Raw genomic sequence first — 16,656 nt, forward strand, 5'->3', positions numbered from 1 at the left:
GGCTCTACCGAAGGGTGTATCGCGCCGCAAACAATACATGCCGCGTGGCCATCGGGAAGTACTGCGGCCCGACGGCGCCCACGTTCCCCCAGCTCAGGACCCGGTTGTCAAACGCGTTGTTCAGGTCGGCCGACAGGCGCAGGGACTTCCACGTATACGACGCCGTGACATCCACGATGGTGCAGGCGGGCAAGGGCGGAATGCCCTGAGCGCCCACCGCGTTGTCTATGTACTGCTCCCCGACGTGCGACAGCATGCCGGTCAGCGTCGCGGGCCCGTGTGTCCACGTCAGCATGAGATTGGCCGATGCGTCCGGAAAGCCGGCAATCGGATTGCCATCCCGCACCGCCGGCGAACCATCCGCCAGGAATTCCGTGAACCTGACCAGGCGATTCCGGCTGAAGGTCACATTGCCGCTCGCATCGAGTCCGGGCGCAAGGCGGATGCCCCCATCGATCTCCAGGCCGGCATGACGCGTCCGGTCCGCATTGCCTGTCCGGGGGACGCCGAACTGGTCCAGGCCCCCGCTCGGCACGATTTCGTCCGTGAAGCGCATGTGGAATACCGTGACGGAAGCACGATGGCGGGTGGATTGCCACGCCCCGCCCAATTCCAGATCGATGACCTGTTCCGGACGCACGTTTTGCCGCTGGAATCCGGCCCCTGCCTCTTCCCCGTCATAAAGCGATTTCATTCGTGGCTCCCGGTTGGCGAGCGCAATGCTGGTGAACGCCGAGAAGCGCTCTCCCGCCCGGTAATGCAGTCCCACGGCCGGGTTCAGGAACACATACGGTTCGCTGAAGGACGTGCCAAAAAAGGCTTCGTCGTACACACGGTACTGGCGCCATGTACCTTGCACATCCGCCTGCACGGACCAATTCGGCGTAAGACGTTCCACATGCGTAAGGAACGCCGACAGGATGGCCTTTTCGCCCCGGAAGGAGTAGACGCGGACGTCATTTCCGCTGCCCACGACGTCCGCCGGAATGACGCTGTTGGCCTCCTGGATGCGGCCCCAGCGCAGACTCCGGTGCAATCGGGCCTCCACGCCAAGGGTTGTCGTACGGCCGTCCACCCGCCGGGTCACCGACGGCAGCCAGCCCACCTGCCACTGGTCCAGATACGCCCGGAACAGCACCGCAGCATCGGGGCGCGACAGGAAGAGCGGCAGCGCCCGCTCCGAGGGCTGCACCACACCGTCCGGCAGGCGCAGGTAGTCGGCTGATCGGAACGTGCCCCCGAAGTCGAAATACCCGATTCCGGCCACACCGAACAGGGATTGCTGCGCCGACCACGCCCCGCCGGGCGCCCATGTATGATGCACTTCCAGGTGCGGCTGATGGAACTGCTCCACATCCTGCGTGAGGGCGGAGAAATTGTAGCGCCGGTCAATCGTCCCTCCAAAGCCGTCCGCGACCGGGCCGTCATTCGCCTCCCGCGGGATGCCGCTGAATGCCAACCCGTCCCGCTGCGGACCTCCGTAGGCCTGCACGGTGACCGTCTGGTCCTGCCCGTACCACGTCACCCCGGCAAAAAAGCGCCAGAACTCTGTCCAGGACCAGTCCCGGTACCCGTCCGACTCCAGCCGGCTGAGCCGGCCGAACACCACGAACCGGCCGTCCAGCAATCCCGAGTTCACGTCCACCGACGCCCGGCGCGTGCCGAATGACCCGGCGCCCACATGCACGTTCGCCTCGAAGGTGGGCTTGTACGGCATGGCCCGGATGCTGATGGCGCCTCCGATTCCGGCGGGCCCGAACCGGGCACTGGTGGCTCCCCGCTGGATCTGTATGTCCTGCGTGGCTCCCTGGATGTCGAAGAAGTTGATCCAGAACACGTTGGACTCTTCCGGATCGTTCTGCGGGATGCCGTTGATGGATACGGCCAAGCGCCGCTGTCCGAAACCACGGAGTCGAAGCGTGGAATAGCCCACGGCATTCCCGTTTTCCGAGTGATACGTAATGGACGGCTGTCGCGAAAGATGCACCGGCAAATCCTTCATGTCCGGCATTCGCGTCAGCTCTTCGGCCGAAATATTGGTCAGCGTAATGGGGGCGAGCGCCTGGTCGGCGCGCCGTCCGGATACCACGACCTCATCCCCGGGAAGCGCCCGCAGTTCCAGCCGGACGGCGCGCTCCAGGCGCTCGCCCCCCTGGATGGTCAAGGTCTCCTGAGCGCTCCGGTAGCCCACGTAGCGCGCTTCCAGCACGTATGTACCGGCCGGAATGCCCGACAAGTGCCACTCCCCGTTCGCGTCCGAGGTCGTGCCGAAGCGGATGAGGCCGGTCATCTCCGCGCGGAGGGCAATGGTTGCGCCTTGCATGGGCCTGTCGTCCGCGTCCCGCACCACGCCTGAGATCACGGCGGTGTCCTGTGCCACGGTCGGCCACGGCAAGGCAAGGAAGAAAACAAGGATGCACAAGCGTGCGCGAACGCGGGGGGCGGACGAAGAGGATGGGATCATGGGCTCCGGGCAACTGGTGAACATGTGCCGGGATGGTCCCCCCAGGGGTGCAAATCCGTTTTCCTTCGCCGGCATGACCCGGATCAGGTTCAAAGGGTATGGTCTCAGCCCTGGGGGGCACCCCTAACAGATCCATCCATGATAGGATTGAACCTGTGCTTTGTCGAGACGTTGAGAAAGAAAACCCGATGAACCACGACATGGCCCATTTCCTGAAACGCCCCGACTGGCATCTGCCCGAGAGCGCCGCCACGAGTCCGTCTGCTTACGCCAACCGCCGAGCCTTCATCAAAAGCATGGGCTTGGGTACCATCGGTTTGGCAACGATGGGGTGCGGTCCGTCCGGCAACAGCAACGGCAATCCGACCACCTACCCGGTGGGTGCCGGCCCCCTCGACACCATTCCGGAAAATGCGCCGCGCATCGGATTGCCGGCAACGCGGAACGCCAATTACGTGGTACCGGAACGGCCGGTGACGACCCGGCTCGCCGCATCGTCCTACAACAACTACTACGAATTCATCAGCCAGGGCGACCTGAAAACGGTCTGGCCGTTGGTGGATGACTACAAGCCGTTCCCGCATACGATTGATGTGCGCGGACACGTCGACAAGCGGCTCACGCTCGATGTGGAAGACCTCATCCGGGAGTTCGGGCTCGAGGAGCGGGTCTACCGGTTCCGATGCGTCGAGGCCTGGTCCATGACCATCCCCTGGACCGGTTTTCCACTCAGCAAGCTGATAGAGCGCTGCAAACCGACCTCAAAGGCCACGCATGTCCGGTTCTGGAGCATCAGCCGCCCCAAGGAGATGCCCGGCATTCCGGCCGCGCCCTGGTTGGATTTCCCGTACTTCGAGGGTCTTCGCATGGACGAAGCCATGAATGAAATGGCCTTCATGGCTACAGGCATGTACGGCGAACCGCTGCCCAAACAGAATGGCTCACCCCTGCGCATGGTGTTGCCGTGGAAGTACGGCTACAAGGGCGCCAAGGCCATTACGCGAATTGAATTCGTGGATGAAGAGCCTGGAACGTTCTGGAATGACCTGTACCCGCAGGAGTACGGCTTCCTGTCCAACATCAATCCGAACATTCCGCATCCGCGCTGGACGCAGGCCACCGAGCGATTCATGCGCGACGAGAACAACCTCGAACAGATTCCGACGCAATTGTTCAATGGATACGCGGACCAGGTGGGCAGTCTCTACCCCGACGAACCGACTACGCTGACGCGCGTCGTTCGTTAAGCCACGCTCATCTCAAGCCTTTTGCGCTGTTCTTTTTAGCCACCGGTTCCACGCGAATACGCCCCAGATGGCCATGAGCGCGGCAATGAAGGCCATGACGGCATTCGATCGGGCAATGGAAATCTGCGTCCGCGCGATTTCGTCAATGACCACTTCCTGCGCGGCTCCGGGCTGGACGATGACCATCAACGAGTCTTTCTCAACCCGGTGCCCGATGGTGTACGGCAAATTAAGGCGGGTGCGCTCGAACACCGACCCATCCGGCAATGTGGCTACCAAGTCCAGTTCCACCATGGTCACGTCCTTCCGGTCTGAACGCTCATAGCGGGTTACGTCGGCCCACACCTTCGTCCCCGTCTGCCGCGTTTCCGACAGATCCACGGAAGTTTTTACCTGGTGGCCGGTCAACACCAGCAAAAGAACGGGGAGCAGCCAGGCAATCCGGGCGACACGTCGGGACGCAGAAGTCATGGTTCAGAACGGTATGGATGAGCCGCAATCCCACCGGTCAACCGGTGCCCGACCGGACGGTTCGTGGACCGGAGTGAAATTGACAGGAATCCGGGTATCACGACAGGAACAGGTAGGGTTTCCAGGAATCGTCCACGAGGCCAACGTAATCCCGGATGTACATGACATAGCTCGGCCGGAAGGGTGTGCGTGCCAATGAGATACCGGCTTCTTTCGGTGTCCGGTCCCCCTTCCTGTTGTTGCAGGGCACGCACGCGGCCACCAGGTTTTCCCACGTATCCTTGCCACCGCGGGATCGGGGTACGACGTGATCGATGGTCAGCTTCTCCCGGCTGCCACAATACTGGCACGTATCGCGATCCCGGCGGAAGACATTCCGACGCGTCAACAGGATACGTTTGTACGGCACGCGCACATACTGGCGGAGACGGACAATGCTGGGCCACGGGAAATGGGTCGTGGGGCTGCGAACAACCCGGTCACTTTCGCTCGCCACCAGTTCGGCCTTCTGCATCATGACAAGCACGACGGCGCGTTGCACGCTCGTGACCGTGAGGGCCCGGTAATCCTGGTTCAGGACCAGGACGTGGCCACTGAAGAATGTGGAGCCTGGGACTTCCATGCTCCTGAGTATACGAATTGCCGCATCAAGCGGAAGGGCTCGCGTCCTTTGTTGACAATACGGTTACCCGGTCCCCCACGGCAATCGTGCCCGCCTTCTCCACGACGGCATTTTCACCGAACAGGACCTTGCTGCCCTGTTTCCTGAGCCGGGCAAGTGTGGTTAGCGGCTCCTTCCCGGCGACACCCGTATCCTGGTCGATGGTGGTCACGACGCATCGGCCGCACGGCTTCACCAAGCGCAGCTCCACGTCCCCGATGGCAATGCGGTCCCAAGCATCTTCCATCCAGGCGTCGAGCGTATGGATCACAATGCTCGGCCGGAAGCGATTCATGGGAATGTCCAATCCGAGCGACTGCAGGGACCCCGTCGTGGTCACCAGTACGGGGTAACCATCCGTGAAACGCGTCCCGTGGCCCTCGCTTGCATAGACCGGATCCACCTGGCGGTGCGTGGTTGGTGGCATCCAGAACAGGCGGAATGTGCGACCCAATCGCTCGGAAAGCCAGCTGTTTGCCTCTTCGTCCGCCGGGATGGCTTCCACGATGTCGTTCCACACGCGCACGGGTTCCAACGGGCCCGTGGGCTGCGGCACCGTATGATGCTCGCCTCGCCACACCAACTCGAGTGAGTCACCCGTCTTGTGATGCGCCGTCAGGCCCGTCAAATCGGGCACCGAACGCTGCGACACGAATGTGCCGTCCGCATCCACCAACATCCAGGCGCGATCACCCTCCAGTCCCCTCGACTGGACACGGACCGTATCCAAATCGACGGCGCGAGCCCCCTTCAACGGGTAAATATGGAGCGATACAACTCGGGATTCCATCGGAGGACAGGTTCGGGTGGCGTTCTACAATTGTCCGAGACCGGTATTCAGGGTACGAATGGCCCGCGACAGGAACACCCCGACCGACCGATAGAACTCCGGCGTGATCTGGTCGAAATCATCGGACGGGCGGTGATATCCGTCATGATCCTCCACGCCGAAATACACGAACGGGATGCCGGCGGCGTGGAATGGCCCGTGATCGCTGGACATCGTCCAGTCGTCGCTGCCGGTACCGGGCTCATCGTGGCCGTATAGCAACGTAACGCCCTCCGGAACGGCGACCATCTCCAGAAGGGGCCGGACGCTCGGCCAATGCCGCGTGCCCGACGCGTACAGTTCACCGGCCTCGCTTCGGCTGACCATGTCCAGATTCACATTCAGGGCGATGGTCCCCGATCCACACGGGGATTCCACGAACGCCCGCGCTCCGTTCAGTCCGCCTTCCTCGAAGTCGAACAGTGCGAAGACGATGGTGTGTTCGGGAGGATGCGCTGCGAAATACCGGGCGAGTTCCAACACGGCTGCCGTTCCCGATGCGTTGTCGTCGGCCCCGTTGTAGATCTCGCCATCCCGGATGCCGAGATGGTCATAGTGGGCCGAGACGACCATCCGGATGTCTGACCCCGATGTCCCGGGCACCTGAGCGAGCACATTCACGATCGGCTGATTGTCCCGACGGGCGGCGACAGCCGGGTGCTCCCAGGCACCGTCGTCCGAACACGGCACGGCCCCGGTTTCCTCAAGTACGCCTACCAGGTACGCCCGTGTCCGCTCGGCGGCCGGGGTTCCGGTCTTTCGCCCTTCATACGCGTCGGACGACAACACTTCCACGTGCTGCAGCATGCGGTCCGTGTCCATCTCGGCGGGCGGCGGTGCAGGCTGTGAACACGCGGCCGACAACGGCAGAAGCACGAGCGTGAGCAGCACCGGAGAAACGCGTGACCGGAAGGCGACGCACGGATGAAAAGGGAAACGCATGGAAGGCGGATTGGGATGATGCGGCATCCGGTTGGATGCGCGCAGGAATGTAATGTGCGTCGTAAGATACGCTTCTCCATTCTACGAACGATCCAGGCTGGACGATCCAGACCGGAATCCTGCATGAACGCTTCCGCCCCCCGTGCCACCGTTGCACTTGAGACCAGTGTCCTGGCGCAGGGGCTTCCCTGGCCCGCAAACCGCGATCTGATTCACCGGCTGCATGGCGCCGTGACCGCAGTGGGCGCGCGCCCCTGTACGACGGGTTGCCTGGACGGAGAACTGCGCGCCGATCTGAGCATGGTCGAGGTCTTGTCCTTTTGTCAACCGCCCGACCCGGCCGCTCCACCCATTCGAAAAGTCTCGCTTGCCAATCTGCCCGCGGTCCTGGCCCGACGCGAGCAGGGCGCCACAACGGTCGCCACCACCATGCTGGCCGCCCACCGGGCAGGTATCCAGGTCGTTGCCACCGGCGGAATCGGCGGCGTTCATATCCGCAGCAGCGAGCGCGAACCGCTCGATGAAAGCGGCGACCTCATGGCGCTGTCCCGCATTCCGGTGACCGTCGTCTGTTCCGGGCCGAAAGCCATCCTGGACGTGGCGGCCACACGCGAAAGACTGGAGACGCTGGGCATCACCTTGATCGGGTACCGGACCGACACATTGCCCGCGTTCTATTGCGGCCATTCCCCGCACGCAGTGGACGTCCGCTGCGACGATGTAACCCAGGTCGTGGAAATCATTCGCGCCCGGGACCGGATGGCCCTCCCCTCGGCCATCCTTGTGACCGTTCCCGTTCCGGACTCCCACGCCCTCCCATGGGAGGCCGTCCAGGACGTCGTGCAAACCGCCTTACGCCGGCCTGCAGGGGCCCGCCTGGCACCGGCCGAGGTTACGCCCTACCTGCTCGGGGCCGTGCGGGATGCGCTGGGAAATCGAGCACTGGACGCGAATATTGCACTTCTGGAGCAGAATGCACGGCTTGCGGCCGAATTGGGGGTAGCACTGGCCGAGGCGAACCCGGCCAGCCATAGCTAGGGGCTGTCAACTCTTCGCCCCCTTGAGCCCGCGAACCGCCCGCTCCTGCAGCAAATTGATATCGTAGGACTGCACCCGGGCCTGCTGCTCCTCGAACCGCTCGAACGCCAGGTCAATCAGCTCCGAAAGCAATTCCCGGAACGGCAGCCCGGCCGGCTCCCACAGATAGAACGAAAACGATCCGGGGATCGTGTTGATCTCATTGAAATACACGTCGCCCGTCCCGGCGTCCATGAGAAAGTCGATGCGGGCTACACCGGCACTGTCCAGCGCCGTGAACGCCTGCACGGCGAGCCCACGGATGCGCTCCGCCACGTGCGCTTCGAGCGGAGCCGGGATGAGCCGATCCAGGGAGGCCATCCCCGACGACTTGCCCGCCGAGCGCTGGTATTTGTCCTTGAAGGACAGGAACGCATCGGCCGCGACCGGCTCTTCGAGTACGGAAACCCGGCACGTTGCCCCACGGCCGAGCACCGACGCATTGATTTCCCGGAGGTTGGGTACACACTGTTCAATGAGGGCACGGGAGTCGTAGCGGAACGCATCCTCCATTGCGGCCTCCAGTTCTTCGGCCGTCGTCACCTTGGCGATTCCGATGGAAGAGCCCAGCCGGACCGGCTTCACGATCAGCGGCATGCCAAGCGCATCCTGTATCATCTTCAGGAATGTATCCTCGTGTCCGCGCCATTCGTTCTCGGCAACCACCTGCCAGGGCACGACCGGTACCCCATCCAGCTGGCACAGGGTCTTGGCCACCACCTTGTCCATGCCCGCAGCGGACGACAACACCCCGCTTCCGGTGTACGGAACGCCGAGCATCTCACACATTCCCTGGACGCCCCCGTTCTCGCCGCTGCCCCCATGGAACGCCACGAAGACCACATCCAGGACTACGGGCTCCGCGCGTCCCAGCAATGGGCCATGCACCGGCACGAGGCGCGCCGTCTGTCCCGTACCGGGGGCAAGCGCCACCTCGGTCGCATCGGCCACCAGGGATGCCAGGTCCTGATACCGTTCCAATTCCAAAAGGTGATTTCCGGCGTACCATTGTCCTTGCTTGGAAACATACACCGGGACGGGGACGAACCGATCCCCATCCAGTGCGGAAGCTGCCTGGAGTGCAGAGATGACCGAGACTTCATGCTCCGGTGACTGCCCGCCGAACCATACGCCGACGCGGGTTTTCCGGGACAATTCCGGGGAGGCTTGGAGTGAGTTCATGCCCGAAAATACAACCGGCGAACAGACAGCGCCCAACGGGCGTAGAGGCGACATGCAAATCGCGCTCCTCTCCGATATCCACAGCAACTTGCCCGCCCTGGAGGCGGTCCTGACGCATATCCGCGCCCAATCCTGGTCCGTCGACCGGATCTACTGCCTGGGAGACATCGTCGGGTACGGGGCGCAACCCCTGGAATGCGTGGAGCGGATCCGCGAAACGTGTCACGGTGTCGTCCTGGGCAACCACGACCTGGCCGTGGCCGACGGAACGGGCGAAATGTATCTTCCGCGGGACGGCCAGGCGGCAGCCCAGCACAATCGGGCCGTGCTCCCGACCGAGGCCCGCACCTGGCTCCGCGACCTGCCCATGACCGTGGCCGATGACGTAGCAACGTTCGTTCACGCTACCCCCCTGGACCCCGAGCGCTGGCTGCGCATGGAGTCATTCCACCTGACACAGGCCCAGTTCAGACACTTCGACACCGACCTGTGCTTCACCGGGCATACGCACATGCCCGGCATCCTGTCGCAGACGTTGGGCGTGTTCCGGATTCGCCCTGGACATCGGTACCTGGTGAACGTGGGAAGTGTCGGCCAGCCCAGGGACGGCGACCCGCGTGCCTGCGTGGCCTATCTGGATACGGAAACCCTGGACTACCGGCTCGAACGCGTTGCATACAACGTGGACGCCGCGGCGCGGGCCATCAAGGAGGCCGGGTTGCCGCGCGCGCTGGCCAGTCGGCTCGAACGCGGCACGTAGGACCGGTCAGGCCTTGACGAACTGCCCCTTGTTGTAGATGGCGTGCGCCTTCCCGACCATCTTCGCGCCCACGAACGGCGTGTTGCGCGACTTGGATTTGATGTCCGCCGACGTGAAAGTCCACTCGGAATCCGCATCGAACACGGTCAGATTGGCGGCTGCGCCAACTTCAATCACCGGCAGCGGAATCCGCATGATTTCCCGTGGGGCCACCGTGATCTTCCGGACCGCGTCGGCCAGGGACAGCACGCCCGGCCCGATCAGCTCCCGCCCGATCAGGCCCCAGGCCGTTTCCAGGCCCAGGATCCCGAACGGCGCGGCCTGGAACTCGACTTCCTTCTCGTTCGGGGCATGGGGGGCGTGGTCCGTGCAGATCGCATCGATGGTCCCGTCCGCCAGACCGGCTTTCATGGCTGCGACGTCGGCGGCCGTCCGGAGCGGCGGATGCATCTTGAAGTGCGTATCGTAGTCGGATTCCTCCACAGCAGCGTCCGTCAGCGCGAAATGATGCGTGCAGACTTCGGCGGTAATCGGGATGCCACGTGCCTTGGACCGGCGTACGATTTCCACGGCGCCGGCGGTAGAAATGTGGGCCACGTGGACAGGCCCCCCGGTGAACTCGGCAATCAGGGCGTCGCGGGCGATCATGACTTCCTCGGCCAGGGCTGGAATGCCCGGCAGGCCGAGTCGCGTGGACACTTCACCCTCATGCATGTGCCCGTGGGGATTCAGCGTGAGGTCCTCCATGTGGTTGATGATGGGACGATCCAGCATGGACGCGTACTCCAGGGCATGGCGCATGAGACCGCCGTCCTGCACGGGCGATCCGTCGTCGGAAAAGGCAACCGCCCCTCCCGCCATCATGTCCGCCATTTCCGCGAGTTCCTTGCCCTCGCGGCGCTTCGAGACGCAGGCAATCGGATGGACATTCACCGGTAGGCGTCGTGATCGTTCGACAATGAATTCCACGACATCCCGCGTGGCAATGGGCGGGGTCGTATTGGGCATGCAGGCGACGGCCGTGAAGCCTCCGAAGGCGGCGGCGCGGCATCCGGTCTCAATGGTTTCCTTGTACTCCTGCCCCGGCTCGCGCAAATGCACGTGCATGTCCATCCATCCGATGGAAACGTGCTTTCCTGCCGCATCGAATACCGGCTCGTCCCCGTCGGGCGACAGCGATCCGAGTTCAGCGATCACACCGTCGCGTATCCGGATGTCCTGGCGGGTGGTCTTGCCGGTGGCGGCGTCGAGTACCTGGCCGCCGAGGATAAGGAGGTTGGGAGTCTGCATGCCGGTTTCGCGAAAGGTGGGCTGGATGATTCCGAAAGGTACGATTCCCGTTCCAGCGAGGGGAGTCCGGTCCGGCATTCCACGGTTTCTTCAGGAGCATCCCCAGGAGTATCTTCAGGTATGTCCGTCCCTGTCGCCACCATAGCCCGTATCCACGAAGACCGCCTGCGCCGCAACGTGCAGCGGCTCCAGGCCCGTCTGGGGCCGGTCGGGCTCATGGGCGTCGTCAAAGCGGACGCCTACGGCCACGGCGCCGTCCGGGTGTCCCGTATCCTGGAATCGCTGGATGTCCCGTGCCTGGCCGTGGCCACGTTGGCGGAAGCCGTAGCGCTGCGGGAGGCCGGCATCCACGCACCCATCCTGGTCTTCGCACCTCCCACCGCTGAAGGGGCCGTCCTCTATGCCGCCTTCGACCTCCAGGCCGTGGTCGACGCACCCCGGGCCGCCTCGGCGCTCACGTCTGCCGGTGTCCGCGGTATTTCCGTGCACGTGAAAGTGGATACCGGAATGGGTCGATACGGCGTGTCCGTTGAACAGGTGCCCGACCTGCTGCGCCTCGTTGAGCAGGCCCCGGGGCTCCGGCTGGCCGGCCTCTGGTCCCACTTTGCCGATGCCGATACGCCCGGATCACCACAAACCACCCGCCAGATGGCTCGATTCCGGGACCTGCTGGACATGCTGGGCGGACACGCCCCCTGCCCCGTACACCTGGCCAACAGCGGAGCCATCTATACCACGCCCGAAAGCGTCGATCCCCGGCTGGTGGGTTCGGCCCGCGCGGGCATCGCGCTGTACGGCCTGCTGGACGTGCCGGCCGCGCGGGCCGAACTCGAGCCCGTCATGGAGGTCCTGAGCACCGTCAATGCCGTGCGCCCGGTGCGGAAGGGAACGACCGTATCGTACGGGGCCCATTGGACGGCTCCCCAGGACACGGTCCTTGCCGTGGTGGGCGCCGGGTATGCCGACGGTATCAGCCGCATGCTGTCCAACCAGGGCCAGGTCTCCATTGACGGCAAAACCTACGCCATCCGTGGAAACGTATGCATGGACGCCATCGTGGTGGACCTCGGGCCGGGAAATCCTGACGGCGTTGTGGAAGGGGACACGGTCACGTTGCTCGGCGACCATCCCACGGCCTTCGAGATCGCAGACGCTTGCGGGACAATAACCTATGAGGTGACCTGCCGGATTTCACATCGGGTTCGCCGAATTGCGTATACTCCCGGACTCGCAAGGGAGTGAACCTTTTGGTTCGTATATTCATCGGTAACGCCCAAACCCAATACCCGATTGATCATGGCCAGCACTTTCGATCCTTCCCAGTTGCATGTCCTGTTGGTCGACGACGAAGAAGACGTTGTCGAAATCGTATCCCATTTCCTTTCCGGAGAGGGATTCAACGTCCACAAGGCGTACTCCGGCAGCGAAGCCCTGGAAAAGGCCACACCCGAGATTGACCTGATCGTGCTGGACATCATGCTGCCCGAGATGGACGGATATGAAGTCTGCCGCAAGCTCCGCAGCCGCGTCGAAACAGAAACCATCCCGATCATTTTCCTCTCGGCAAAGGACGAGGAAGACGATCAGATCAAGGGGCTCATGCTGGGTGCCGATGCGTATCTGACGAAACCCGTGTCGCCCCAGGTCATCGTGGCGCACGTCAAGGCGGTGCTCCGCCGATCGGGCATCGAAGAAAGCCGGACGCTCCAGGTCAAGAACCTGACCATCTATGAGGATGAATACCGGGCGTCATTGGATGGCAAGGATCTGGGTTTGACCCTCACGGAATTCGAACTCGTCCGCTACCTGGTCCGTCACCCCCGCAAGGCCTTCACACGGCAGCAACTCCTGGAAACCATCTGGAAAGACGCCATGATGGTCACGGAACGCACGGTGGATGCCCATATCAAGAACCTCCGGGAAAAACTCGGCTCGTTTGCCCAACACATCCAGACCGTTCGCGGTGTTGGCTACCGGTTCGTGGAAGAAGGCGGCGGCGAGGAATAAGGCGTGACTGCACGTCCCGGGCGCCATTTCTTCGAGCGGTTCGTTCCCGCCCGGGCCTCGACGCAGACCTGGATGATCCTGACATTCGTGTTCTTCGTCGGGATCGCCGTCGTGGCCGTGGGTCTCTATATCGCGTTCGTCCTGCGAAGTGAGGTTCAGGTGGCCTTCCGCCAGACCCTCGTCGACCAGACGCTCCAGATTGCGACGCTCGTGGAAGAGGTCCCCGACGACTCGTCCCGCGCAGCGTTGGCACGGGATTTTTCCCGCTTCGGAGGACTCCACGTGACCGTCCTGGCTCCGAATCGGGTCATTGCCGATGTGCATCTGGGAAATCCTGCCCGTGCGGACATCCCGTCCCCTGCCGACGTCGTCTTTCCGGAAAACGGGGGTGTGCTGCTTGAGGAGTACGTGGTCGACGGTGTACGGCTCTTCTACGCGAGTATGGTGCGGCACGATTCCGGACTGATCGTGCGGGTCGGACAGCCCCGCCCTCCGTTGTTCCGGCTTATTCAGCGCATACAGTACACGTTGGCGGCGGCCATGCTGATGGCCCTCCTTCTGGCGGTATTCGGATCCTGGATTGCGGCGGAACGGGTGACCGAGCCACTCGTGACCATCCGGAACAGCGCCCGATCCATAAGTGAAGGCCAGTTGGACCGGGAAATCCTGGTCGATTCCCGGGCATCCGAGTTCCAGGACCTGGCCAAGAGCCTGAACCGGATGTCCGACACGTTCAAGGAGAAAATCCAGGAACTGGAGCGCCTGGCCGCACTTCAGAACGAGTTCATCGGGAACGTATCGCACGAAGTCCGCAACCCCATTTTTGCCGTCGGCGGCTATCTGGAAGCCCTCGGTTCGAGCACCCTGTCCGATGACCAGCGCCGGTTCTATGCCGAGAAGGGCCTCATGAACCTGGAGCGGCTCAACAACCTGTTCAGCGACCTGATTGAAATCGCCCGGTTGGAGTACCGGGAAGACCTCATAAAACCGTCCATATTCAACCTGCAGGACCTGCTGAAGGATGTTGCCGAGGTGGTCCAGGCCAAAGCCGAGGCCAAGGGACTGGAGTTGCATGTGGACAATCCGGAGTGGTTCGTCCGCGCCGACCGTGCGCGTCTGCGTCAGGTGCTCATCAACCTCATTGACAATGCGATTGCCTACTCGGACGAAGGTTCCGTCCGGTGTCGCTGTCGGCGGCACCTGGACAAGGTCAGGATAGAGGTCGTGGACACCGGCCGCGGAATTCCGGAGGAACATCTGGAGAAGGTGTTCGAACGGTTCCATCGCGTGGACCCCGACCGATCCCGGAAATCGGGAGGAACGGGCCTTGGTCTCTCGATTGTACGTCAGATCCTGGCCTCGCACGGAGAGAGCATCCACGTCGAAAGCACCGTCGGCCGGGGAACGCGGTTCTGGTTCGAGATTCCGTTCGCGTCGGAGTCCCCCGACGCCTGAATTGTCAAGGGACTGTTAACAGTGTTAATTGACCCGCGATCGGCGGGCTCGGCGGCAAACAAATGGGCAGCCATCCGCGTAGGCAAAGTCTACGACGTTGGCATGTGAAAACAGACAGGTATCATGGCGAGTACGAAGAAGAAGACGAGCACCCCATCCACGGCAACCAACGGTTCCGGCACGCGCACGGATGCCAACACCCCTGTCAATACCGCGCTCATGGATCGCCCGCTGTTCCAGGGCGACTTTGAATACGTCGAGTTGGGCCCGTCCGACTTCGACTCCACGGAGTTGTTGGACGTCTACCGCACCATGCTCCTGTCGCGTCGCCTGGACGAGAAAATGCTCACGCTGCTGAAGCAGGGCAATGGTTTCTTCCATATCGGATGCGCTGGCCATGAGGCCACGCAGGCCGCGATCGGCCTGCTCTCCCGCCCTGGCCACGACTGGTTCAGCTTTTACTACCGGGACATGATGATGTACCTCATGCTCGGGGGTACGGCCGAAGAAGTGCTGCTGCATCACATGGCCAAGGCCGCCGACCCGAACTCGGGCGGACGCCAGATGTCCGAGCACTTCTCGAACAAGAGCCGAAACATCTTGCCCATTTCGTCCTCCGTCGGCGCCCAGTTCCTGCCCGCCGTTGGCGTGGGCCTGTCCCTGCAGCGGGACGGTGTGGAGGATGCCTATGTGTACTGTTCCTGTGGAGATGGAGCCACCTCCCAAGGTGATTTCCACGAAGCCCTGAACTGGGCGGCACGGGCCAAAACCCCGGTCCTGTTCGTGGTCCAGGACAACGGATATGCCATTTCCGTCCCCGTCCGGGACCAGACCGCCGGTGGATCGGCATTCAAGTTGGCCGCAGGATACGAGGGGTTGAAGCGCATCCATGTGGACGGAACCGACTTTTTCAGCACCTATTCGGGTGCCAAGGCAGCCATCGAGCACATCCGCTCCGGCGAAGGCCCGGTCTGCCTCGTCGCCGACCTGGTACGTCTGCTCCCGCACTCAAGCTCCGACAATCATACCAAATACCGGACCCCGGAAGAGCTGGAGGCCGATCGGCGGGAGGACCCCATCCTGCAAATGGAGGAGCGCCTGAAGGAGGCCGGCCTCCTGGACGATGCCCGCATCGAGTCCATGCGCAAGGAAGTCGCGAAACAGGTGGACAAGGCGTCGGCCTGGGCCGCTGCCCAGGCGGATCCCGATCCCTCGACGGCGCTCGATCACGTCTACTTTGAAGGCGATACGGGGCTCGAATTTGAAACGTCGGAGCCGTCAGGCGAACCGATCGTACTGGTGGATGCCATCAACCACGCCCTCCACGAGGAAATGGAGCGCAACGAACGAGTCATCGTCTACGGCGAGGACGTGGCCGGCGGCAAGGGCGGTGTATTCACGGCCACCCGCGACCTGACGGACCGGTTCGGTGCCGACCGGTGCTTCAACTCCCCGCTGGCCGAGGCGTCGGTTGTCGGAACCGCCGTCGGATTTGCATCGGCCGGCTTCAAGCCCGTGGTCGAAATCCAGTTCGGCGACTACATCTGGCCGGCCATGCAGCATCTTCGGAATCAGGTTTCCTCCTACCGGTATCGGTCGAACGGCGAATGGGGGTGCCCCATGGTCATCCGCGTACCCGTCGGCGGGTACATCCATGGCGGGCTCTGCCACTCGCAGAACATCGAGGCGTTCTTCGCCCACATGCCCGGCTTCAAGATTGCCCTGCCCTCCAACGCTGCGGACGCCAAAGGACTGCTGAAAGCCGCCATCCGGATGGAAGACCCGGTGCTCTTCATGGAGCACAAGGCCCTGTACCGGTCGGCCGCTGCCCGCAGCCCTGAGCCGGACAAAGACTACCTGCTGCCGTTCGGGAAAGCCCGTACGGTCCGCGAAGGAACCGATCTGACCATCATCACCTGGGGCATGATGGTCCACAAGTCCATGAACGCCGCGCGTCAGCTGGAAAAGGAAGGTGTGTCGGTTGAAGTCATCGACTTGCGCACCATCCTTCCCATGGATTCCGATGCCGTACTGGCGTCGGTCCGGAAGACAAACCGGGCCATGGTCGTGTACGAAGACCATGAATTCGGTGGATTCGGCGCGGAAATCTCCGCCCAGATTGCTGACCTGGCCTTTGAATCCCTCGACGCGCCGGTGCGACGCGTGGCAGGTGCCTTCACCATGATCCCGTTCGCGGATCCGCTGGAACGCGCTGTCCTGCCCGATGACGAACAGGTCCTGGAAGCCGCCCGAGCCCTGGCCGCCTGGTAA

Annotated in this window: 14 protein-coding genes and 1 riboswitch; of the genes, 7 read left to right on the forward strand and 7 right to left on the reverse strand. The window is 63.0% G+C overall.

The window, feature by feature from the left end; translation table 11 throughout:
• Nucleotides 1-4: 4 nt before the first annotated feature.
• Entirely contained in the window at nt 5-2,464 is a 2,460-nt protein-coding gene (locus RIE53_11345) for a TonB-dependent receptor (protein ID MEQ9105276.1), read from the reverse strand.
• Nucleotides 2,465-2,507: 43 nt separating this feature from the next.
• A riboswitch (TPP riboswitch) is annotated at nt 2,508-2,599 on the reverse strand.
• A 65-nt stretch (nt 2,600-2,664) separates the two neighbouring features.
• Between RIE53_11345 and msrP the strand changes: the two genes are divergently transcribed.
• Nucleotides 2,665-3,711 (forward strand): protein-methionine-sulfoxide reductase catalytic subunit MsrP, encoded by a 1,047-nt coding sequence (gene msrP, locus RIE53_11350; protein MEQ9105277.1) that lies wholly within the window; start codon nt 2,665-2,667, stop codon nt 3,709-3,711.
• A 12-nt stretch (nt 3,712-3,723) separates the two neighbouring features.
• Here msrP and RIE53_11355 read toward each other — a convergent pair whose 3' ends face one another.
• The 4 genes from RIE53_11355 to RIE53_11370 form a co-directional block, all read right to left on the reverse strand.
• Complete coding sequence (locus RIE53_11355; GenBank protein ID MEQ9105278.1) at nt 3,724-4,182, reverse strand: hypothetical protein; 459 nt, start codon at nt 4,180-4,182, stop codon at nt 3,724-3,726.
• A gap of 97 nt (nt 4,183-4,279) precedes the next feature.
• On the reverse strand, nt 4,280-4,804 hold the full coding sequence (locus tag RIE53_11360; GenBank protein ID MEQ9105279.1) for an HNH endonuclease: 525 nt from the start codon (nt 4,802-4,804) through the stop codon (nt 4,280-4,282).
• Nucleotides 4,805-4,829: 25 nt separating this feature from the next.
• Nucleotides 4,830-5,633, reverse strand: a complete 804-nt coding sequence (locus tag RIE53_11365; protein MEQ9105280.1) for an MOSC domain-containing protein — start codon at nt 5,631-5,633, stop codon at nt 4,830-4,832.
• 24 nt (nt 5,634-5,657) lie between these two features.
• Complete coding sequence (locus RIE53_11370; protein ID MEQ9105281.1) at nt 5,658-6,614, reverse strand: M28 family peptidase; 957 nt, start codon at nt 6,612-6,614, stop codon at nt 5,658-5,660.
• A 123-nt stretch (nt 6,615-6,737) separates the two neighbouring features.
• Between RIE53_11370 and RIE53_11375 the strand changes: the two genes are divergently transcribed.
• Nucleotides 6,738-7,652, forward strand: a complete 915-nt coding sequence (locus tag RIE53_11375; protein ID MEQ9105282.1) for a pseudouridine-5'-phosphate glycosidase — start codon at nt 6,738-6,740, stop codon at nt 7,650-7,652.
• Nucleotides 7,653-7,658: 6 nt separating this feature from the next.
• Here RIE53_11375 and RIE53_11380 read toward each other — a convergent pair whose 3' ends face one another.
• The gene (locus RIE53_11380) at nt 7,659-8,873 is read right to left on the reverse strand and encodes a D-alanine--D-alanine ligase family protein (protein ID MEQ9105283.1); all 1,215 of its coding nucleotides are present in this window, start codon (nt 8,871-8,873) and stop codon (nt 7,659-7,661) included.
• On the opposite strand from RIE53_11380, the gene RIE53_11385 reads away from it, so the two are divergent.
• Complete coding sequence (locus RIE53_11385; GenBank protein ID MEQ9105284.1) at nt 8,872-9,633, forward strand: metallophosphoesterase family protein; 762 nt, start codon at nt 8,872-8,874, stop codon at nt 9,631-9,633. The genes RIE53_11380 and RIE53_11385 overlap by 2 nt on opposite strands.
• 6 nt (nt 9,634-9,639) lie before the next feature.
• Here RIE53_11385 and RIE53_11390 read toward each other — a convergent pair whose 3' ends face one another.
• Nucleotides 9,640-10,923 (reverse strand): dihydroorotase, encoded by a 1,284-nt coding sequence (locus RIE53_11390; GenBank protein MEQ9105285.1) that lies wholly within the window; start codon nt 10,921-10,923, stop codon nt 9,640-9,642.
• Between the two features lie 120 nt (nt 10,924-11,043).
• Here RIE53_11390 and alr point away from each other — a divergent pair, with 120 nt between their 5' ends.
• The 4 genes from alr (at nt 11,044) to RIE53_11410 (ending at nt 16,656) form a co-directional block, all read left to right on the forward strand.
• Complete coding sequence (gene alr, locus RIE53_11395; GenBank protein MEQ9105286.1) at nt 11,044-12,165, forward strand: alanine racemase; 1,122 nt, start codon at nt 11,044-11,046, stop codon at nt 12,163-12,165.
• A 54-nt stretch (nt 12,166-12,219) separates the two neighbouring features.
• The gene (locus RIE53_11400; GenBank protein ID MEQ9105287.1) at nt 12,220-12,930 is read left to right on the forward strand and encodes a response regulator transcription factor; all 711 of its coding nucleotides are present in this window, start codon (nt 12,220-12,222) and stop codon (nt 12,928-12,930) included.
• Between the two features lie 3 nt (nt 12,931-12,933).
• Nucleotides 12,934-14,385 (forward strand): HAMP domain-containing sensor histidine kinase, encoded by a 1,452-nt coding sequence (locus RIE53_11405; protein ID MEQ9105288.1) that lies wholly within the window; start codon nt 12,934-12,936, stop codon nt 14,383-14,385.
• Nucleotides 14,386-14,508: 123 nt separating this feature from the next.
• Nucleotides 14,509-16,656: a dehydrogenase E1 component subunit alpha/beta gene (locus RIE53_11410; GenBank protein ID MEQ9105289.1), complete on the forward strand. Its 2,148-nt coding sequence runs from the start codon at nt 14,509-14,511 to the stop codon at nt 16,654-16,656.

The sequence above is a fragment of the Rhodothermales bacterium genome (assembly GCA_040221055.1).
Taxonomy (GTDB): domain Bacteria; phylum Bacteroidota; class Rhodothermia; order Rhodothermales; family UBA10348; genus 1-14-0-65-60-17.